At 59.2% G+C, this 21,497-nt stretch carries 15 protein-coding genes and 2 pseudogenes; 6 read left to right on the top strand and 11 right to left on the bottom strand.

All coding sequences use genetic code 11. The features are described 5' to 3' along the window. Window positions 1–39 precede the first annotated feature (39 nt). Complete coding sequence (cra, locus tag BM186_RS21820) at window positions 40–1,026, top strand: catabolite repressor/activator (RefSeq protein WP_074918341.1); 987 nt, start codon at window positions 40–42, stop codon at window positions 1,024–1,026. Window positions 1,027–1,108: 82 nt separating this feature from the next. On the opposite strand, the gene BM186_RS21815 is transcribed toward cra, so the two are convergent. After that, window positions 1,109–3,163 (bottom strand): AsmA family protein, encoded by a 2,055-nt coding sequence (locus BM186_RS21815; protein ID WP_074918339.1) that lies wholly within the window; start codon window positions 3,161–3,163, stop codon window positions 1,109–1,111. 136 nt (window positions 3,164–3,299) lie between these two features. Here BM186_RS21815 and BM186_RS21810 point away from each other — a divergent pair, with 136 nt between their 5' ends. Then, complete coding sequence (locus BM186_RS21810; RefSeq protein ID WP_074918337.1) at window positions 3,300–4,079, top strand: TatD family hydrolase; 780 nt, start codon at window positions 3,300–3,302, stop codon at window positions 4,077–4,079. A gap of 207 nt (window positions 4,080–4,286) precedes the next feature. Here the strand turns inward: BM186_RS21810 and BM186_RS21805 are convergent, their stop codons facing one another. From BM186_RS21805 to BM186_RS21790, 4 genes are all read right to left on the bottom strand, one after another. Further along, window positions 4,287–6,317 carry a methyl-accepting chemotaxis protein gene (locus tag BM186_RS21805; protein ID WP_074918335.1) on the bottom strand — a complete coding sequence of 677 codons (2,031 nt, stop codon included), beginning with the start codon at window positions 6,315–6,317 and terminating at the stop codon, window positions 4,287–4,289. 276 nt (window positions 6,318–6,593) lie between these two features. Beyond that, the gene (ampE, locus tag BM186_RS21800) at window positions 6,594–7,427 is read right to left on the bottom strand and encodes a regulatory signaling modulator protein AmpE (RefSeq protein ID WP_074918333.1); all 834 of its coding nucleotides are present in this window, start codon (window positions 7,425–7,427) and stop codon (window positions 6,594–6,596) included. Between the two features lie 2 nt (window positions 7,428–7,429). Then, window positions 7,430–7,981, bottom strand: coding sequence for a 1,6-anhydro-N-acetylmuramyl-L-alanine amidase AmpD (gene ampD, locus BM186_RS21795; RefSeq protein ID WP_074918331.1), 552 nt, complete (start codon window positions 7,979–7,981; stop codon window positions 7,430–7,432). Window positions 7,982–8,199: 218 nt separating this feature from the next. Next, window positions 8,200–10,500: a DUF1631 domain-containing protein gene (locus BM186_RS21790; protein WP_074918329.1), complete on the bottom strand. Its 2,301-nt coding sequence runs from the start codon at window positions 10,498–10,500 to the stop codon at window positions 8,200–8,202. 403 nt (window positions 10,501–10,903) lie between these two features. On the opposite strand from BM186_RS21790, the gene nadC reads away from it, so the two are divergent. After that, window positions 10,904–11,752 (top strand): carboxylating nicotinate-nucleotide diphosphorylase, encoded by an 849-nt coding sequence (nadC, locus tag BM186_RS21785; protein WP_074918327.1) that lies wholly within the window; start codon window positions 10,904–10,906, stop codon window positions 11,750–11,752. Window positions 11,753–11,866: 114 nt separating this feature from the next. Here the strand turns inward: nadC and hepT are convergent. Both hepT and mntA read right to left on the bottom strand, forming a co-directional pair. Then, window positions 11,867–12,290 (bottom strand): annotated as a pseudogene (gene hepT, locus BM186_RS21780) (type VII toxin-antitoxin system HepT family RNase toxin). Next, a pseudogene (gene mntA, locus BM186_RS21775) lies at window positions 12,280–12,638 on the bottom strand (type VII toxin-antitoxin system MntA family adenylyltransferase antitoxin). The pseudogenes hepT and mntA overlap by 11 nt, the downstream one beginning before the upstream one ends. Window positions 12,639–12,877: 239 nt before the next feature. Here mntA and BM186_RS21770 point away from each other — a divergent pair. From BM186_RS21770 to BM186_RS21760, 3 genes are all read left to right on the top strand, one after another. Beyond that, window positions 12,878–14,188: a nucleotide sugar dehydrogenase gene (locus tag BM186_RS21770; RefSeq protein WP_074918325.1), complete on the top strand. Its 1,311-nt coding sequence runs from the start codon at window positions 12,878–12,880 to the stop codon at window positions 14,186–14,188. Between the two features lie 88 nt (window positions 14,189–14,276). Beyond that, window positions 14,277–16,205: an acyltransferase family protein gene (locus BM186_RS21765; protein ID WP_074918318.1), complete on the top strand. Its 1,929-nt coding sequence runs from the start codon at window positions 14,277–14,279 to the stop codon at window positions 16,203–16,205. Continuing rightward, window positions 16,202–17,344 (top strand): glycosyltransferase family 4 protein, encoded by a 1,143-nt coding sequence (locus BM186_RS21760; RefSeq protein ID WP_074918316.1) that lies wholly within the window; start codon window positions 16,202–16,204, stop codon window positions 17,342–17,344. The genes BM186_RS21765 and BM186_RS21760 overlap by 4 nt, the downstream gene beginning before the upstream one ends. A 26-nt stretch (window positions 17,345–17,370) precedes the next feature. Here BM186_RS21760 and BM186_RS21755 read toward each other — a convergent pair whose 3' ends face one another. The 4 genes from BM186_RS21755 to BM186_RS21740 form a co-directional block, all read right to left on the bottom strand. Next, window positions 17,371–18,234 carry a glycosyltransferase gene (locus BM186_RS21755; protein ID WP_074918314.1) on the bottom strand — a complete coding sequence of 288 codons (864 nt, stop codon included), beginning with the start codon at window positions 18,232–18,234 and terminating at the stop codon, window positions 17,371–17,373. Beyond that, window positions 18,231–19,163: a class I SAM-dependent methyltransferase gene (locus BM186_RS26155; RefSeq protein WP_158234281.1), complete on the bottom strand. Its 933-nt coding sequence runs from the start codon at window positions 19,161–19,163 to the stop codon at window positions 18,231–18,233. The genes BM186_RS21755 and BM186_RS26155 overlap by 4 nt, the downstream gene beginning before the upstream one ends. Before the next feature lie 64 nt (window positions 19,164–19,227). After that, a complete protein-coding gene (locus tag BM186_RS26150) occupies window positions 19,228–20,271 on the bottom strand; it encodes a class I SAM-dependent methyltransferase (protein WP_083431636.1) in 1,044 nt (347 codons plus the stop codon). Further along, the gene (locus tag BM186_RS21740; RefSeq protein WP_074918307.1) at window positions 20,264–21,481 is read right to left on the bottom strand and encodes a polysaccharide biosynthesis protein; all 1,218 of its coding nucleotides are present in this window, start codon (window positions 21,479–21,481) and stop codon (window positions 20,264–20,266) included. Before BM186_RS21740 ends, BM186_RS26150 begins: the two co-directional genes overlap by 8 nt. Window positions 21,482–21,497: the final 16 nt, after the last annotated feature.

Raw genomic sequence — 21,497 nt, 5'->3', positions numbered from 1 at the left:
TTCACGCTCGAAATCCTTTCCCTGCATGGTGCTGCGCCCGTGAAACTCAGCGACATCGCCCGCCTGGCACAGGTCTCGGTGACCACCGCCAGCTACGTGATCAACGGTCAGGCCGAACGTCGGCGCATCAGCCCTGCGACCGTGGCCAAGGTGCTGACCGTGGTCGAGGAGCATGGCTATCTCCCGGACCTGCAGGCCGCCAGCCTGCGCCGCGGGCAAAGCCGCTGCCTGGGTTTCATCCTGCCGGACCTGGAAAACCCCAGTTATGCGCGCCTGGCCAAGCTGCTCGAACAGAAGGCGCGTGCCGCCGGCTATCAGTTGCTGATCGCCAGCTCCGACGATGACCCGAACAGCGAGCGGCAGCTGCTCGAGCTGTTCCGCTCACGCCGCTGCGAGGCGCTGATCGTCGCCAGCTGTCTGTCAGCGGACGATCCGCTGTATCCGGCCATCGTCGCCGCCGGCCTGCCGGTGGTGGCCGTGGATCGCGCGCTGTCGCCCACCCACATCCGCTCGGTGGTCAGCGACGACGAACAGGCCGGGCGCACCCTGACCGAAAGCCTGCTGACGCCCAAACCCCAGCATGTCGCCCTGCTCGGCGCCCGTGCGGAGCTGGTCATCAGCCAGGCGCGCGAACGCGGCTTCCGTTCGGCACTGAAAGGTTTCGACGGGCGCGTCAGCGTCTACCACGGCGAGTTGTTCAGCCGCGCCTGCGGCTACCGACAGATGCAAACGCTGCTGGAGGAAGTCGGCTCGCCGGATGCGCTGCTGACCACCGCCTACGTGCTGCTCGAAGGGGTGTTCGATGCGCTACGCGAACAGAGCAGCGAGCAATGGCCTTCAGTGCGCCTGGCCACCTTCGGCGATACCCAGTTGCTGGATTTCCTACCGTTGCGGGTCAATGCCATGAGCCAGCAGCACGAACGCATCGCCGAGCGCGTGCTGGCCTGGACACTGCGGGCGGTGGAACACAACGACTATCAGCCCGGCATCGAGGCCATCGGCCGCAGCTTCAAGGACCGAACCTGAGAGTAGGATGCGCCATGCGCACCGACTGTCGGAACAGGCCGGTGCGCGCGGCGCACCCTACATCTAGCTTTGATGCATCCTGCTAACCACCCTGAATCTTCTGCAGCAGTGGCTCGCACTGGCTCGGCTCGTCGCCAGCGCTGGGTGCCACCAGCGCCAGTAGCCCAGCCGCCGGCGCCACCGCAACGCCCAGCGCTACCAGGCCAACACCACGCAGCGCCAGCGGCGTGGCCTGGACGCCTGGTGACGGCTCCTTGAACGTCCCGCGCACATACAGCGGCGAGCGCAGGGAAAAGATACGAAAGCCCTTGGTCGCGGGCGTGATGGTGAAGTTCAGCCGCTCGTTGGCGAAGTTGGCACTGCCGTCGACCTTGATCACCGCATTGTCGGTGTCGATGACGAACAGCCGCGTGCTCATCAGCCCCTGCTTGATGCCAAGATCCGCTGCCGCGCAGTGGATCTTCACATCCTCGTCGCCGAACAGCCTGCCGACCAGGTAGTTGCCGACGTTCAGCCCGGCGATTTCCATCAGCCCGCGACTCACCGCGCCATCGTTGATCAGCATCTTCAACTCGCCATCGGCGCTGCCGAGCAAAGCGGCCACCGAGTTGCCACGGCCGCTGATGCGTGCATCGCCGTTGAGCTCACCGAGGCTGGTCTGCATCGGCGCGAAGGTGGGAAACAGCTGCTTGAGCTTGAGGTCACGCGCGCGCAGACGCATCTGCCCCTGCAGCGGTGTGGTCGCACCATTGAGCCGGATTTGCGAGTCGAGCACACCGCCGGCCATGCCGAAACGCAGTGGTTCCAGACTCAGCATGCCGGCATTGAGCACCACATGGGTGTCGAGATCGGTGATCGGTAACTGCTCACTGTGCACGATGCGCTTGCCGACAAAGCGCACATCGGCGTCCATCGCGCGCCAGCGGTCGGTGCGAAACTCGGAAACGGGTAGCGCCTTGTTCGCCGGCTGCACGTCCCGTTCGCCACGCTCGCGCTTGTCCGCGCTGGAGTCGGCGCCGATCAGCGGCGCCAGGTCACTGAACAGCAGTTGGTTGGAGGTCAGCCTCCCCGACAGTTTCGGCCGTGGCTCGCGGGCCACGAACGTCAGGTCGCCATGGATATCGCTGTCACCGATCTGACCATTGAAACCGAGGTAGCGAAAGATCGCCCCGTCAGCATCGTGCAGGCTGGCCTGCAAGCGACCGTCGGTGCTGTATGGCGGGGTGTCAGGCAAGGTCACGCCGGTTAGCGGATACAGCTGACTGAGGCTGGTGCCGGACAGACGCAAGCGCAGATCCAGAGCCCCCAGATTCTGCGGATCGGTCAGGCTGCCAGCCAGCACGATACGGGTCGCGCCAATGCGCAGATCGGCCTGCAACGGGAACGGCTGCGACGCGTCATGCAGCGCCAGCAGGCCACCGACCTTGCCGTTGCCGGTCAACGGCTGGCCACGGAAGCTGCCCTTGGTCTGCCAGGCGAAAGCGTAATCCTGGGCGCTGACATTGCTCTCGGTCAGGCGCTCGGCCGCGCTCTTGCCGACGATATCGGCGAATGGGATCGGCTCGCCCAGCGGCTGGATAATTGCCTCCAGGCGGGTGTTGCTGACCTTGTCGTCGACCTTCACCTGCCCCTTGTCGAAGCCAATGGTGCCGATATCCAGCGTCCAGGGGCTGGGCTGCTTGCTGTCGTCCGCCGCCTCCTTGCCCAGATCGAACACCCAGTTCGCCCGGCCATCGGCCAGGCGCTGCAGATCGGCGACCGGCGCGCCGAGTTCGATACTGGGGATGCTCACCGTCTTCCACAGCAGCGGCAGGGGCGACAGGCGTAAACGCACGCTGTCGAGACTGACGAAGGTATCGCCCTGCGCCCAGTCCGGGTTGCCCAGGCGCAACTGCTCGGCAGCAAAATGCGGCCAGGGTAGCCAGGCGCTCAAACCCTGCTGGCCAGCTTCACGCTGCCAGACCACGCGCAGATCGCCCTCGATGGCGAACGGCCGATTCAGGGCCGCAGAAACCTGTTCATTGATCAGCGGCCGCGCCCTATTCCAATCGAACAGCACCAGAAACAGTATCAACGCCGCCAGCAACAGCAGGAAAACGGCGAACAATGCGCCTACAAACTTGCGTAAATGGCGCACCCAGCGACCTCCTTATTTCACTGCCCGAGTGAAACGCGTCCATGTCCATACGACTGAAAAGATTCGCCAACGCTCCCTTGTCCTGGCGTGAAAGGGGAAAATAGCCGATTCTGAACGCCCGCTGGTGAGCAGACCAATGCGCCTGATCGACACCCACACCCATCTGGACTTCCCCGACTTCGACGCTGATCGCGACGAAGTACTCGCGCGCAGCCATACGCTGGGCGTGCAGCGCATGGTGGTGCTTGGCGTCTACCAGGCCAACTGGCAGCGATTGTGGCAACTGGTCGAAGAGGATGAAGGCCTGTACGCAGCCTTCGGTCTGCATCCGGTCTACCTGGAAGACCACCACCCGCAGCATCTCCTTGAGCTGCGCGATTGGCTGGGCAAACTGGCCGGGCACCACAAGCTGTGCGCCGTCGGTGAGTTCGGTCTGGATTATTACCTGGAACACCTGGATCGGCAGCGCCAGCAAGCGCTGTTCGAAGCGCAGCTGCAACTGGCCGCCGAGTTCGAGTTACCGGTGCTGCTGCACGTGCGCCGTGCCCATGCCGCGACCATTGCCACACTCAAGCGTTTTCGCCTGGCACGCGGCGGCATCATCCACGCCTTCGCCGGTAGCTATGAAGAAGCCCGTGAGTACATCAAGCTGGGCTTTCGCCTCGGTCTCGGCGGCGCCGCCACCTGGCCGCAGGCCAATCGTCTGCGCAAGGTGGTGGCGCAACTGCCGTTGGAGGCCATCGTGCTGGAAACCGACTCGCCGGACATGGCCCCGGCCATGCACCCGAACCAGCGCAACAGCCCGGAGTACCTAGCGGAAATCTGTGCCGAGCTGGCCGCGCTACGTGGCGTTACCGCCGAAGAGCTGGCTACGGCCAGCAGCCGTAATGCGGATGAGTTGTTCGGCTGGGCATAGACCGCGCAGATGGTCAGGCAAATCGCCCTACACGACCGTCCGTAGGAGCCCCGCATCGGGGTGAATGTTTCCAGATCGAGCCGCCCATATTCGCGGTGGGGAGCCGCTACTACAGGGTCAGAGCAACGGCCACGGGAATGCTGTGGGAGGGGCTTCAGCCGCGATGACTACAAAAGCATCGCTGCTAAAGCGCCTCCCACGCGGCGATCAGACCCGAAACGCGCCGATCAACTGCTTGAGACGCGTAACCAGCTCGCTCAGCTCGCGGCTGGCCTGCTCGGTCTGGCTGGCACCGGCAGCGGTGCGCTCACCCGCGTGGTTGATCTCGACGATGTTCTGGTCGATATCGTGCGCCACCGCCGTCTGCTGCTCGGCCGCCGCGGCGATCTGCTGGTTCTGGTCGAGGATCATGCCCACCGCGCCGAGGATGTTCTCCAGGGCCTGCTGCACTTTGGCCGACTGGCTGACCGTGCCATCCGCCATCTGGTGGCTGGCGTTCATCGCCTTCACCGCCGCCCCGACACCGCCCTGCAGCTTGGCGATCATCGCTTCGATCTCTTCGGTGGACTGCTGGGTGCGCTTGGCCAGGTTGCGCACCTCGTCAGCCACCACGGCGAAACCGCGACCCTGTTCACCAGCCCGCGCCGCCTCGATGGCAGCATTGAGCGCCAGCAGATTGGTCTGCTCGGCGATACCCTTGATCACATCGAGTACCTGGCTGATCGCCGCACTATCACTGGCCAGCTGGTTGATCACCGCCACTGACTGGTCGATTTCACCGGCAAGACGCTGGATCGCACCAACCTGCTGCTCGACCAATGCGCGGCCACTGACCGTTTCCTGATTCACGCTCTGCGCACTGCCTACCGCTGCGGCAGCGCTACGCGCCACCTCCTGGGCAGTGGCGGACATCTGGTTCATCGCCGTGGCCACCTGCTCGATCTGTGCACGCTGACCAGCGACCGCCTGGTTGCTCTCGCCTGAAACCAGTTCGACACGATCCGCCTGGCCACCGACCTCGCCCACCGTATGCCCGACGCGCTCGATCAGGTCATGGATACGCACCACGGTCTGGTTGAACACCTGCCCCAGCTCGCCCAGCTCGTCTCGGCTCTGTGCCTGGAAGTTGGCCGTCATATCGCCTGCGGCAACCCTGTCCATCACCTTGCCCAGGTTTTTCAGGGTAGAGCGGGTGGAAACGTAGAAGCCGCTGTAGAGGTAGACGATCAACAGGAACACCACCACCAACGCCACCACCAGCAACACCATCTGCGCACGGTTCTCGGTCAGCCGCTCGCTCAACTGGCTATCGAGAAATGCCAGCAGGCCGTCGTTGAAGGCGTAGGTCTTGGCCATTTCCTGGCTGACCTGATCGTAGAACTGCGCCCAGGGCGTATCCAGGCTGTCGGCGATGATCACCTGATCCTCGAACAGTACGCCGCTGTCCTTCAGACTCTGGCGACTGGCTTCGGCCAGGCTGCCCAGCCCATTCTGCGCCGCGACGTTACCGGCCAATGCCTCCTGCAGATTCAGGCCGTACTCGGCGTGCAACTTCTCCAACTGCAGCAGCAGGTCGTCGAACTTGGTACTGGCCGCAGAATTGAGAAAACCCTGCCCCAGGGAATAAGCGCCGATGGCACGGCCTTGGCTGAGCACATCGGTGATCTGCGGGGTGACGTTAGTGATCAGCTCGGTGATCTGCCGCACCTGGCGTTGCGGGTCCTGGCTCAACCCTGCCTGGCCGGCCACCAGCTTGATGAAAACCTGGGAGGAGCCCAGCAGCTTCTCGACGATGACGGTCTTGCTCTGCAACGAGGTCTCGGCCTCTGCACTTTTCAGCTCGGCCAGCAGTTCGTCGCGCTTGGCGACGAACTCCGCAGCCTGCTCGGTATCGCTGGTCACCGGCTGCAGCCCTTGCAGGCCGACATTGAGCGACTGCTGCAGTTGATCTATACGCCCCTCCAGATCCCCCGCCTGACCGGACTGACCGATCATCGAGTTGATCTGCACCAGATCGTTGAGGCTCTCAAGATCACGGCGCAATTGCAGGCTGCTGCCGAGTAGTTCGAGGCTTTCCAGGGCAGTCTGGGTGCCGACGAACTGACGATAGGAGTCGCGCACCAGATAGAAGTTGGTGACGAGCATGGGCAGGAAGAATAAAACGCTGATCAGGCTGAACTTCATGCCGAAGCTGAGGCGATTCATCAGCGCGATGGCCGGATACAACACGGTCTTCACTAGACGTCTCCAGTTGCCATTATTGTTATTGGTATAGCTCGAACGGCCGCAGAGCCTCTCACGGGCTGACAACGGCGTCCTGCGCAGCCCGACCTGTGGCGCGTGAATCTACGCGGCGAATACAGGCAGATAAATGTGACGAAAATCACCAAACAGGGTCGGCTACCGCCTCCTTATACCCCTTATCGACACGCGTCTCTGTAACTTAAGGTTAAACGCACGCCCAGCGAATCCAGCACGACGAAACAGAGAGGCTCAGGCTCTCGACGGGCACTGCTAGATGAATAACACCCAGACCGCGTAACCGGCGTACCAGACCACCGCAGCACGAATCAGCAGTTGCCACAGCTGATCCAGGGTAGTGACGCCCTCCTCGCCCATCACCGGCGGCGGCATCTCACCGGCCGCACGTCCGGCCTTGATCACCAGTTGCGCGGCAGAAATGTCCCAGCTCAGCAACTCATGCAGCAAGGCGCGACTGACGGCGACGAAATTACCGACCAGCGCGAAACTGGAAGCCAGTACCCGCGCCGGCAGCCAATCGAAGGCGTGGCGCAGTTGCACGGCGCGCTCACGCAGGGCGACTTGCTGCGCATGTTCGGCGCTCAAGGCCAACAGGCGATAAGCGAGCGCCGCCATGGGGCCGAGCAGCAGATACCAGAAGATAACGGCGAAAAAGCTTTGATAGGCCTGCCACAACAGATGCCCCTGAACCTGCTGCAGCAGTTCGGTCCCCTCTTCCGGCTGCAGTGCCAGATCTCGCTCGGCGACGTGGTAAGCCGCCTGACCGTCACCGCGCCGCCAGGCGTCGCGAAACGGCCCCAACGCCGCAAGCAGATCACCACGCCCCAGGCTGTAGATCAGCACCAGCAAATGCACCGGAAATGCCAGCCAGCCATATGCCAGCGGTTTGAGGATCAGCAACAGCAGACCCAGCGCCAACACCGGCAACAGCACCAGAATGGCCAGGCACAGCCACGGGGCCTGCTGTAGGCCGCCTTGTTGCAGGCGCTGCAGTTGCGCCAACCAGGGGCCGTCCTGCTGGATGCGCAGACGCCAGGCAGAAAACTTCTCGACCCACAGCACCAGCAGAATCACCAGAAAACTCATTGCTACCTCTCCTTCAATTCGGCGTGCAGACGCGACCAGTCGAACGCTGCCCCCGGGTCGGTCTTGCGCCCTGGCGCGATATCGCTGTGGCCACGGATACGCTGCGTCGACAGCGCCGGGTAGGCGTCCAGCAACTGTCGCGCCAGCTCGACCAACCTGGCGTACTGAGCGTCGGTGTAGGGCTGATCATCCGTCCCTTCCAGCTCCACTCCTAGCGAAAAATCATTGCAGTTATCGCGCCCCTCGAACCAGGAAACCCCGGCATGCCAGGCACGATCGAGGCAGGAGACGAACTGCGTCAGCCCGCCATCACGCTCGATGAAGAAATGCGCAGAAACCTGCAGGGACGCGATCTCGGCGAAGAAAGGGTGCTCGTGCACGGGCAAGCGGTTCTGAAAGAACGCCTGCACCTTGCCGGTACCGAACTGCCCTGGCGGCAGGCTGATGTTGTGCACAACCAGCAGGGAGATTTCGCCACCGGGGCGAGCGTTGAAATTCGGCGATGGGCAGTGAGGGATGCCCTGAAACCAGCCAGTGGAAGGGTCGAGCTGCATGTGGCACTCCTGAACGTGTCACCACTCTAGAGCAGGTGGCTACGGCGGCCAAGCGCGAGGCCGCAACAGGATGTGCAAAGGAGGAAAAATCGAGGATCACGACATGTATCAGCCGCGTCTCGCGGCGAATCGATATCGAGCACGCCGGAGGATTTAAACCGGGGCGGGGAACCTACAGACCAGGCCGTTGCCAGGAGCGAAGTGCTCCCTGGCAACGATCAGCTGTGCTTGAGCTTGCGCAGATTGCCGATGACCGACTCCAGGGCGCGGTCGAACAGCAGCGCATCGTCAAGCAGGCGCACGGCGTTGCGACGGAACTCCACTGCCAGCGCGTTACGCGTCTTCTCCAGTACCTTCATGCCGGTGCGATTGACGAACACGTACTTGCCGGTGGGTTTGATGATGGCCGCCAGCTTGCAGCGCAGCTTGTGCTCTTCATCTTCCTGGATTTCCACCCAGCTACCCACACGCAGGCTGTCCACCTGCAGCAGCGCCTCGTCGTCGTCCGGGAGCACAACGTCTGGCTCCTGCGGACGGGTCTGGCCCGGCGCGAGCAGAATGATCTCTTCGACCACCTCGACCATCGCCGGAGCGTCCTCGACCTCTTCGGCCGCCGGCAGTTCCAGCAGTGGCAGCTCGATGCCGGCTTCGCTCGGATCGGTGTGTGCAGCATCCTCGGCAACGACCGTCTCGGCTTCCGGGGCCGCGCGTTTGAAGCGCTGGAAGGCCTGCACATGCAGCACTTCCAATTGGCTGAAGAATTCGCTGGTAGAGAACGGATCGAACGCCGCACTGGCCATGCCTTCGCGCAGCGCCTTGAGCAAGCCCGGCACCAGCTCCAGCAAATGCAGACGCGCCTCGGGATCTTCGTGCGGGGCGACACTCCAGACCAGGTCATCCATGGTCTGCAGCGCAGCCTGCCATTCGTCCGACTCCACGCCATGCTTGAGACAGGTGAGCATCAGCACCTTGCTCCAGGCTTCCTGCAGCAACCGCACCACCACTTCCGGCAGGGTCTTGCCCAGTAGCCTCTCGTTCAGGGCATGTTCGACCTGACGGCGGGCCAGTTCGGCCTTGGCGCTGCCTTCCTCGGCATCGCGGGTACGCTGTTCGAGCAACTCACTGCGACGACGCTCATCGCCAGTGAACGCCATGAACTCGGCCAACAGTTCGGAGAAGATCGCCGGATCATCGACGAAGTCGTTCAGCAGACGCTGCACCACCTGTTCGATCTTCTGATAAAGGCTGTCACGCTGCGCATCGTCCTGATCGACCCAACCCAGCGCAGCAGAGGCGATTTCATTGAGCAAGCGGCGCGCCGGATGGCTGCCACGACTGAAGAAGGTCTTGTCCAGCACTGCAACCTTGAGCATCGGGATCTGCAGACGGCCGATCAGTGCCTTGAGCGAATCCGGCAGGGTGCGGTCATCGAGAATGAACTCGAACAGCATCGACACCAGATTGATCACATCTTCATCAACCTCGCCAACCACCCGCGCCTTGCCACTCTTGGCGCTGGCGCGCTCGAGCAATCGTTCGAGCTGGTCGCGAAGATCGAAATCTTCGACGTTGACCTGCGCCGGGGCACGCTGCTGCATGTGCGATAGCAGGCGCATCAGGTCGCTGCTGGTGATCGGCATTGCATCGGCTGTCTGAGCCCGGCGTGGCATCGCCGTGCCGCGCACTTGCGAGAGCAGATCCTGCAACGCACCGAACACTTCCTGCACGCCCTGATCGGCGCCTTCGAGCAAGGGAATACCTTCCTCGCCGGACGACTGGACATAAGCGGAAGCTGCCGGGCGCTGCTGACGGCGCGGCGGTGCGGACTTCAGCTCAGGCAACACGCCCGCGCTGACCAGCGCCTGATTGGCCTCGGCATACAGCATGTCGCAGCTGCCGAGCACGTACTTTTCGAACAGCTTGAGGATGATCAGCTTGACCTTGATCTCCACACCCAGGCTACTGCAGGCGTCGAGGAAGTATTCACTGAGCAGGGTCGGGCCGAGCGGGTTGCTCTTGTCGTCCAGCTTCTTGCTGATCACCGCATTGAGGCGCGTGGTGAGATGACCTAACGCAACAGCGTCTCGGCTCATCACCTTGGCTACCATGGCGTCCAGCGCCACGGTTTCTTCCAGCTCGTCGTTCTGTACCAGGCTCAGGCTATCGAACGACACGGCATCCAGCGCGGGCTGTGGTTTGCCGATTTCGTACTGATTGAGATTGGCGAAGGACTCGAACACTTTCTGCAGAAAACCACGTTCGATGTTCTTGCGCTTCAGACGCAGGTCGCGCATGGCTTCGAAGAAAGCATTCTGCTCGGCATTGCTGGTCGCCCGATCCGCCATCTCGAAGAGGGTATCGTCAGCATTGTCGAACAGGCTCTGCAGGTTCTGCTTGAGCTGTTGCGCCGCTTTGTCACGCACCTGAATCAGCGCCACGGGCAGTCTTCCTACCGGCGAAGTTGGCGATTGCTCTGCGGTGGCCTTGTTCAGGTGCACCACATTCGCGTCGGTCTTCATTCTAGTCTCCCGCAGACTGCCCGAACTCGAGCTTCCTGGTCTGCACAGCGTCAACCGAGCGTCGTCCGTAACGTCAAAGGCCTGGCGTCAATAATGAAAAAAGTAAAGCCATTATAGGGAGGCTGCGCGCCATACCAAGCCAATTTTTCCTACAGACATGACCCAGATCACAGATAGCTACACGCCACCTCCGGACGGTAGCCAATACGCGACAGCCGTATCTCTACAGCCTAACGCTGACAGCCCTGTGACGCTGCCCCGCTGGTCGGGCCGCACATGCCTCTTCTAACGCGGCGCGCCGCAGCGAAATCCTTTGCCCTTCGATGCCTGCGAGCACACTCCAGCCCATTGCCCTACTCCTGCCTGCCTCTATAATCGCCGCTCGTCTACAGCGGAGCCGATCATGCCCAACCTGACCCTCGCCGACCTCAGCAGTGAAATCGAAGCCAACGTCCGCCGCGCCTTGGCCGAAGACATTGGCAGCGGCGACATCACGGCCCAGCTGATTCCGGCCGAGCGTCTGGCCAGCGCCCGCGTGATCACGCGTGAAGAGGCGGTAATTTGCGGCACAGCGTGGGTCGATGCGGTATTTCGTCAGCTCGACCCGCGCGTCGCGGTGCATTGGCAGGTGCAGGATGGTGACAAGGTCAGCGCCGACCAGACCCTGTTCCGCCTCGAAGGCCCGGCCCGCGCCCTGCTCAGCGGTGAGCGCAGCGCACTGAACTTCCTGCAGACCCTGTCTGCCGTCGCCACCCGCTGCCGCCACTATGCAGACCTGGTAGTAGGCACCCAGGTAAAGCTACTGGATACCCGCAAGACCCTACCGGGCCTGCGCCTGGCGCAGAAATACGCAGTGACCTGCGGTGGCTGCCACAACCACCGCATCGGCCTGTACGATGCCTTCCTTATAAAGGAAAACCACATCGCCGCCTGCGGCGGCATCGCCCAGGCCATCAACACCGCCCACCAGATCGCCCCGGGCAAGCCGGTGGAGGTGGAAGTGGAAAGCCTGGAAGAACTGCGCGAAGCGCTGGAGGCGGGAGCCGATATCGTTATGCTCGACGAACTGTCACTGGAAGACATGCGCGAAGCCGTAAGACTCACCGCCGGCCGCGCCAAGCTGGAAGCCTCGGGCGGGATCAATGACAGCACGTTACGCGTGATCGCAGAGACCGGAGTTGACTACATCTCGCTAGGGACGCTGACCAAGGATGTGAACGCGGTGGATCTGTCGATGCGGCTGGCCTTGTAAGCCACCGCCCCACTGCAGGAGCCGCGCCTCGCGGCGAATCGCAGCCTCACCAAAATCGCACTGGACTACAAACAATTCGCCCCGGGGCGGGGTTCCTACAGGTCAAACCGCCCTTTAATCTTGCTGAGCATCCTTCAACAGAATGTTCTTGGAATAATCGAGAAATTCATCTAGGTGCCGGGTAATAACCGCCACGGTAATCGGTAGCTGCAGCGCTTGGTACTCATGAACGGCAATATTGCGATAGCCCACCATTCGCTTCAGCGCTTCGGCCAGGCTATTGTCGACCCAGCCGCCTACGGCGAGCAGTGCAAACACATCACGTGCGCTCTGTGGAATACCGAGACGCTCGCACCGATCAAATGCTGCCCCATATCCAGAGCCGCCTCGCAAGCACGCTGAATATTCAGAATGGCTGCATCTTGGCGGGAAAGGTCCTCAGCAAAACTCGCCGGGTCGCGCTCATACTCCAATCACGCGCGCGCCTGACGCAACGCTCGATGCTTGCGGCCTTGTTCAACAACACATCATCGGCCATACACCCGCCCCTCTCGCTCGATATCACGCAACAGAGGCGCCCTGACCCAATCCAGTTCAAGCTTCTCGCTCAACACAGCGCACTCGAACAAACCAGCCTCATCTCCTGGCACAGCCCACCAGCGCTCACCTTTAGTCAGCACCTGCTGCTGCATCACGGTAGAGGCCCTGCGCAAATCCAGCAAATCGACCGGACAACCTGCAACATCGGCAGCTTCACCGGCGAGATTCCAAAGCGTCAGCGGGTCAGCATAGCCTTGCACCAGCACCGCCAGTCCAGATCGCTGCGCTCGTCTGCCGTGCTCTGGATACGATTACCAAAGGCATAGACAGCCAGCACACCATCCAGGCGCGATCACAGTAGCTCGACCAGAGCCACCTCCATAGCCCGCCTCCGTATTCTACGCCTGGAAGTATATCTCAATCACGCGACAACCAAAGCCTGACAAGCCGCCCTCAACAAGAGCAACCCTCTTAAAAAACAAGATACCGAGCCAGCACTTCACAAGCGTGATTAAACACGCGGCCTCAGCCTGAAAGGTCTGGCATCATGCAGCGACGAAGCCCACATTAAACACGAGCCCTACCGTGAACGAAGCGCTAGCTCTTCTGCGAGAAAAAATTACCTCAAGGACCGCGACTGTCGGCATTTACGGTCTGGGCTATGTCGGCCTTCCCCTCGCGTTGCGCTTTTGCGAAGTTGGCATCAAGGTCATCGGTTTCGACATCGATGATTACAAGGTCGACACTCTCAATGCAGGGCAAAGCTACATCGAGCGATTGACGCCTCAGCACATCAAGCATGCTTTAGCTCAAGGGCTGGAAGCTACCAACGATTTCTCCCGCAGCAGTGAAGTCGATGCACTGATCATCTGCGTTCCCACACCACTCAACGCACACCGCGAGCCCGATCTCAGCTTCGTTATAAATACCATAGAGACGATACTCCCACACTTTCGAGCAGGCCAATTGCTCAGCCTGGAAAGCACCACTTGGCCCGGAACGACAGATGAGGAACTCGCCCCCCGATTGGAGGCGAAGGGATTCACGCCGGGACAAAACTGCGCATTGGTGTTCTCCCCAGAGCGGGAAGATCCGGGCAACCCAGACTATGGCACCCATGACATCCCCAAGGTAATCGGCGGCATGACACCAATCTGCCTCGAGCTGGGGCAGGCACTCTACCAGCATGCCATCCGCACACTAGTGCCTGTCAGCAGCACACGCACAGCTGAAATGACCAAACTGCTGGAGAACATCCACCGCGCGGTAAATATCGGCTTGGTCAACGAAATGAAGATTGTCGCCGACAAAATGGGCATAGACATTCACGAAGTCATTCGCGCCGCAGCAACCAAACCTTTCGGCTTCACGCCTTACAGCCCAGGCCCAGGACTGGGTGGGCACTGCATTCCAATCGATCCGTTCTACCTGACCTGGAAGGCCAAGGAATACGGTATCAATACCCGCTTCATCGAACTGGCCGGCGAGATCAACCATTACATGCCGCACTGGGTCGTGCAAAAAACCGCCGACGCCCTCAATGATCATGGCAAGTCGGTCAAAGGCAGTCGTATTCTGGTGCTGGGCCTTGCATACAAAAAAAATATCGACGACAGCCGCGAGTCACCTGCAGTGGAAATCATGGAACTGCTGCTGCATAAAGGCGCCATTGTCGACTACACCGATCCACATATTCCGACCTTCCCCAAGAAACGTGACTATAACTTCGACCTAAAGTCCGTCGCTCTGACAGCTCAAAACATCGCTAGCTATGATTGCCTGATCCTCGCCACGGATCACGACGACTTCGACTATGACATGCTGCAGAACCAAGCACACCTAATCGTGGATACGCGGGGTCGCCTGCAAAAGCAGAGCAATGTAGTTCCAGCCTAAGTCAGACGATAGCGAATGCCTGCCTTGATACAGCGGACTACGTTGAGTAGTGACCTCTACCCGCCAACCCAATAACAAGTACCACCATATGCCACAACACTTCCGGTCTGACATCGAGGGCCTACGCGCTATCGCAGTTCTTCTGGTCATCGCTGCGCACTTTGCTATTCCGGGCTTCGCTGGCGGGTTCATCGGTGTCGACATATTTTTCGTCATTTCCGGCTACCTGATAACCGGCATCCTGTTCAGGGAAATGAACGGTACGGACACCATTGCGCTTTGGCGTTTCTACGCCAATCGCCTCCGCCGCCTGTTGCCCGCCCTGGCCACGATGCTTATAGGAAGCAGCCTACTAGCCAACCACTTGTTACATGAAAGCCAGTATCGAGAACAAGGTACTGCTTCAGCCATGGCCGCAGTCTGGCTCAGCAATATCTATTTCACTTTTTCTGACGTCGACTATTTCGCCGAGGAAAGCACCAGCAACGCCATGCTGCATACTTGGTCATTAGGGGTAGAGGAACAGTTCTACCTCCTCTGGCCACTGCTCATTCTGTTCATAGCGCGTACTTATAGAGGTCGGAATAGGCGCACAGCGGTAGTCATACTATTCTCCGTTATCACGGTTGTGTCATTAATCGCCTGCCTAGCCTATTCGACCTGGAACCCGCAGTTTGCCTTCTACATGATGCCGACCCGCGCCTGGCAATTTTCGGCTGGCGCACTGGTCTGGTTAATTACTTGCGAGCAAAAAATATCGGAGCCAAAGGCTCTCACCATAGGAGCTAGCGGAACACTCTTGTTAGTGGCCGCGATCTTCGCAATTCGCCCAGACGCAGTCTATCCGGGCCCCTTGGCACTACTGCCAACACTAGCCACCTGCCTGCTGTTATGGGCCGGCAAAACCAGCAAGCAAACCGCAATTGGTGCTTTTCTTGCCCTGCCGCCAATGCAAATACTGGGGCGCCTCTCATACAGCTGGTACCTCTGGCACTGGCCTGCACTCATTATCAGTGAGCAACTAGCCACCATCAGAGGCCATGCAGGCAACACCGCGCTCGTTCTACTCATCACGCTACTTGCAGCAATACTGACCCATATACTGATCGAAAAACCTATTCGCTTCGGTACCACAGCCCGCGCCCAACCAAAGTGGCAGATCATCATGGCGCTGTTTGTAATGACTCTTCTCAACTCACAGTTTCTTGGCTGGCAGACCAACACGCAGAAACAGTTAGCAAAAGACAGTAACGCCTTTACAAGCGCTATGGCTGACATTCCTATCATCTATCAACATGGGTGTGATACTTGGTATCAAGACGCCGAGCTCAGACCCTGCATCTATGGGCAAACAGACGCCTCCAAGACAGCCGTTTTACTTGGCGACAGCATTGGAGCTCAGTGGTTCTCTGCGTTGACAGATATGCTGGATACCAATCATTGGCGATTGATTGTTCTAACCAAATCGTCCTGCCCGATGGTAGACGAAGTCTACTTCTATGAGCGCATCCGCAGAGAATACAGCGAGTGTGCCGAATGGAGAGAGAAAGCTATCACTTGGCTACAGCAGCAGCCCATCGATCGCGTGTTCCTTGGCAGCACAGCCTCCAATGCATTCACTGATCAGCAATGGCAAGAGGGTACGCGCCGAATACTCGACAGACTGGCAAGTAGTGCAAAAGCCATTTACCTACTGGAAGCCAACCCGACGCTGAGCGTCAATGGCCCTAAATGCCTGATGCAGCACGGTATCAACCATCAAGCCAAGTGCCAGAATCCTGCCGGTCCAGCGCAGTACACACACGTAGCTGAACTACTCAAGAAAGTAGCCGAGAGCCAGCCCAAGACACACTGGCTGCCAACCAGCGAATTCGTCTGTCCAGGCGGGCAATGCCAAGCCATGCGTGACGGAACGGTGATATACAGAGACTCTCAGCATCTGACTGCAAGCTTCGTTGCCACGGCCGCGCCGTATTTCCTTGAGCAGATCCAGCACTACGAAAAGGCCAACCAATGATGCCGCGCATCCTCCTAATCACCCGCAATCTGCCCCCCTTGGTCGGCGGAATGGAGCGCCTAAACTGGCACATGGCTGAGGAGCTAAGCAAACAAGCCAACGTTCATATCATCGGCCCCTCTGGGGCTGCAGCGCTGAAACCTGAGGCATCAACCCTAAGCGAAGCGCCGCTCAAGCCCTTACCACTATTTCTGCTACTTACTTTTATTAAGGGACTATGGATTACGCTGCGCTGGAAGCCGGATGTAATCTTGGCGGGTAGCGGCCTCACGGCCCCCATTGCCTGGCTGTTGAGCCGATTGTGCGGTGCCCGTTCGGCAGCCTATCTGCACGGTTTCGACATCACCGTTAATCACAATCTGTATCGCTGGCTCTGGCGGCCTACATTCAAGAAACTGGATCAGATCATCGTCAACAGCACACCCACACAAAACCTGGCTATCGCCGCTGGCGTCAGCCAAAACAACATCAGCATTGTTTACCCCGGCGTTAGCTTGCCAGAAGCATCGCAATCGGCAAAAAGCATCGCTGCGTTTAAAGAACAGCACGGACTAACCGGCAAAAAGATCCTACTATCCGTAGGCCGTCTGACAACCCGCAAGGGATTGCGTGAATTTGTAGAGCAAGCCTTGCCTAACATCGTAAAGGCTGAGCCTGATGCCGTGCTGGTCGTTATTGGCGAAGCCCCGAAGAACTCCCTAGGTGCGAGCATCCAGACTATCGAAAGTATCCAGGCTCAGGCAGAGCACTGCGGTGTAGTCGATCACATCCGGTTTCTAGGCGTCATCACCGACAAGGTACTCTTGGCCACGGCTTACGAGGCTGCCGATGTGCATGTGTTTCCCATACGTCATATACCCGACGACCCGGAAGGCTTTGGGATGGTAGCCATCGAAGCTGCCGCGCATGGGTTGCCGACAGTTGCGTTTGCTACCGGCGGGGTAGTGGATGCGGTATCGGAAAATCTATCTGGTACACTTCTACCCTCCGAGAACTACACAGCACTTTCGGAACAGACCATAAAAGTACTGCACACAAACATACCCGCCCCTCACTCATGCAGAGACTTTGCGGCAAAGTTTGCATGGAAAAAGTTCGGAGAAAACCTTAAAGATGCACTGGGTATTTATCGGGCATGACCAAGCAAACCGCCCCCATTGAAGGACTAACTTGGCGGCGGTGAGCCACTGCTGGCACCTCGAGCGATCTTCCATGCCCGTCCCAGTGCATGTAACGGAAGAAGGCTACGCTGCCGAAGTGACCGAGCCAGCGCACGCAACACGAGCACAGGAACTCGCACCATTGCCAACGCCCGCTGCTCGCTCAATTCTTTCCCAAGCACATTGCTCAGTAGCAAATGAGCCAGTGCCGTACGCTCCTCATAGAACGGTGACCCGTGCATAGCTGTCGCCGACCCCTCATGCTCCACCCAGACGGCACCAACATGGCAAATACGTGCCCCTCGCTTATACAAGTGCCAGCCTAAAGCAATTTCTTCCCCATACATAAAAAATTGCTCATCAAACAGCGGGGTAACAGGTATGCGATCAAGCGCAACAAGCATGCAACAACCCCGTGGCACTTCAAAAGATCCGAGCCACCGGCGACTCGTCAGTACTGCAAACCAGCGGTGATAATGGACTCGCCCCAGTGGCCGCCCGGCATGCATGAGTGAGGGGAAAGCAATGCAAACATCCTGCGTGGTATCCAGCGCCACCTCCAATGCAGAGATCGCCCCAGCATTCGGTACCGCATCATTATTTATCAGCAGCACCCGATCAGACACCCGGTGGCGAAGTCCGAGATTAATTCCCGCTGCAAAACCAAGGTTGGCACCAGCATCTAAAATCCGCACCCTCTCATCATCAATGAACGCTCGTACAAGCAGCGCATGGGTGACACCATCGTCCGCGCTGTTGTCGACCACTTGCACGACCGGAACACCCTGCTCGAGTAAAGCTCTGACACACGCGACCGTGCGACTCGGGGAGCGGTACTCAACCACCAGCGCCTGTAACCGCACGCTCATCGTGCACCCCGCGTTGCAACCACCACCAACTCTTCTGCAGCGTAAGGTGACAAGCTTGCAGCCAGGTCGACCAACAACGCCAAGGGTTCGACCGTCCAAATGCGGCGGCCAAGAGCAGCAGCCCGCATACTGCTTGCACGCAGTCGCTTGGCAGAGCCCCGGCCACGCCTCAAGAAATGCACCTCATCAAACCCCACGTCACGCAAGAGAGATGCGAGTGCCAATGGAGAGGGCATTACCAAATGTCTTGGCGTTTCGAGAGGTTGCCAGGCGTCACCATATAAACGGTGCCCCACACCCGAAATATTCGGAGTAGCAAGCCACAGATGCCCCCCCGGGCGGAGCCGGCTATGACAATCCGCAAGTAAACTCCGAGGGTCATGAACATGCTCCACAACGTGAGCCATGGTAATCACGTCGAATAACCCTGATACATCATCGAGTGATTCATACACATCGACCTGAGAAGACTGACGCGCGGCTCCTGCCGCTGCCGGATCTGGCTCGACACCCACTGCGTCCCACCCAGCGTCACCAGCACGCTTCAGAAAACCACCACTTCCACAACCCAAATCCAGCAAACGTCCGCCTCCGGGTGGTAAATGACGCAGGTGATAATCAAGCTGCTGCCGAAGCGGCCACGCAAAAAAAGCCAGCGGTACCATCCATGCAGGCCCTGGCATACCGATACCATAACGGCGTGCAATATACGCACGAGCAATCTTCTTGAGCAGGCCTCGCCCCTCAAGCACACCATTCTCCGCAATGGGAGGCTGGTGCGTATAGTAAGAACCATACGCCTTGGGTAGCGCCGCAGGAGTTGGACGCGGATCCAGTAACAAACTGCCACAGCCTACACAGCCCGCCATTGACCACAGTCCCGGCACACCCTCTTCGAGATCCGTCAAATCGGTGTAGGCACTCAGCAAGCGCTCGTCACCACAGACAGGACATACCGTAACTCGCTCTAGATCCTCATCTGTCCACACAGCACTAACTTCCCCGCCTGGCGATGACAACTGTCTCTTCGGATAGAGTTGGGAACCACGAGCCCAACACATCGATTGCAAGCGCAAGAAGCCCCCCCCAAATTACATGGACTCCATTACGGCGGCGTGCATAATCCACTGACGGCAGAATTGAGCTACGCGCACCTCTCCCACGGCGCATCAAGCGTATATCTTGATAGCCGGCAGCCTGGAGCATGGCAACAACCTGGTGAGGCTGTGGTAAGAACAAGTGGCGTGGCGGATCCAGAGAAAACCAGTTGCGCCCGAACACCCGGTGGCCGAGCCCTGAGGGATTGGGCAGGCTCATCCACAACGTACCGCCAGGGCGTAGCCAAAGATACATGCGACGCAGCGCTTCATCAGGCGCATGCAAATGCTCAAAAACATGCGAAAGAGTAATCTGATCGAACAACACCTCCGGTAGGAACTCTTCGATCGCACAGTTCGCCACTTCAAGCCCCTCTTGCCGTGCGCCGGCTGCAGCTACCGGATCAGGCTCAATACCCTGCACCACCCAACCAGCAGATCGGGCCCGCAGGAGGAAAGCACCATTGCCGCAACCGACATCCAGCACACGACCAGGCTTGGCCGGCAAATGGCGGAAGAAGTAGTCAAGCTGCTGACAAAGCGGCCATAACAGCGGGACAAGCAAGCGGCCTGTTCGAGTCGCCGGATATCGCCTGGTGCCAAAACGCGCATTTAAATAACCATTGGCCAATCGCCATACCCATGAAGAGCCATTGTCACGCGAGTTTGCATCCCCACCACTCTCATGGGTCACATAGTCATCCGGATAGACTCGAGCAATAGCTGCCAGAGTAGGTCGCGGGGTCAAGTGGAGCGAACCACACGCTGCACAGGCTAGGAAACCCCAGCGCCCCGGTACTCCTCCCAAAAGGTCCTCAAGCCCCTCATGGCGAACCACAAATCGCTCACCACCGCACGCAAAACAGACCGTGACTTGCTCAAGATCTGCTTTGCTCCATTCGGCATAACCTTTGTCGCCACTTGCTTGACTCTCATTCATCACTGGAGATTCCAACTAACCTCAACTCGTTCAGAGCGAGAAAAAAATATACTGCCATGGCAATCGCAGCGCAGGCTTCAGTAAGAATACAGCCAAGCATCACTCCTCCGATGCCCAGTACCGGGTACGCCAGAAACGCTACCGCTGCCAGAATCGCAAGACTGGCCATATCTAAAAGGGCCCTTACCAAAGGGAGTCCGACAGCAATTAATGCCGCAGCAGTTACTTGGCGAAGCCCTAAGACCACAACCAAGCCCGCCAAACCCTGCATCCACGGCCAAGCTTCCGGATAGAGCCCGAAACTTCCGGGAGGGTATGCTGCCAAACATAAATAAAGCAGCGCCATTAGCATCGAACCCATCGTAGCGACAGCGAGCAAGACTGCGATAAATGAGTACCTCAACCGAGCTGCATCATTCTGTGCGACTGCTGCAACCCAGCGTGGCAGCATTGCGGCAGCTAATGCCGTAGCAGGCATCGCCAATGCCGAACACACGCGGTAAGCCATTGCGTAGTGCCCCGCCTGCTGAAGCCCCATAACACGAACCACCAAGGGCTTATCGAGCTCACTTGAAGCTAGAGCGGCGCCTCCCATTGCTGCGTACCGCCATGCCGCTACGAATGTAGTCATGGCAGGAAAAGTAGGCCGCCATCTCAACGCAGTAGCCCGAGTAACCCAGGTGAGCATGACTAAAGCCGTCAAAGCCCCGACCACGACATGGATGAGCAAATAGGCCTCTAGCATCGAATCTTCGCTGCCCACCTGAGTCAGGCATAGCCCCGCCGCTATCGATCGTGAAATTGTCAGCGCTGCTGGCAAGCCGGCGGCAATATCAATGCGGCCAACTGAGTGGCCCCACAACCCCGCCGACTGGACAAGTGAAGCAATAAGCACTTCGATAACAACAAAAAAAATTACCACCCGTAGAGAGACGACTCCCTCCAGCCACCAATCGAGGAAAAAAGCACCAATGATAGCCAACGCAGGGCCAATGACGATTAGAGCGCCAAGTGCCTCACACCAACGCTCTCTATTCTTATTCGACGAGTGCGCATCAGCAAAGAAAAGGTAGGGAATACCGAAGGGTGCTACTAATGAGCAAACTGCCGACACTGCAAGCACCGAGGCGAGCCAACCAAAGTCTTCGGCAGGGAGTTGCTGCACTAGCAACCATACCCACAAGGCCAAGGCTACGACTCGCACGGCCATCCACGCCCCGCCTGAT

The sequence above is a fragment of the Ectopseudomonas toyotomiensis genome (assembly GCF_900115695.1).
GTDB classification, from domain to species: Bacteria; Pseudomonadota; Gammaproteobacteria; order Pseudomonadales; family Pseudomonadaceae; genus Aquipseudomonas; species Aquipseudomonas toyotomiensis.
The sequence above is the reverse complement of the archived record's forward strand: the minus strand, read 5'-3'. Positions and strand labels throughout refer to the sequence as shown.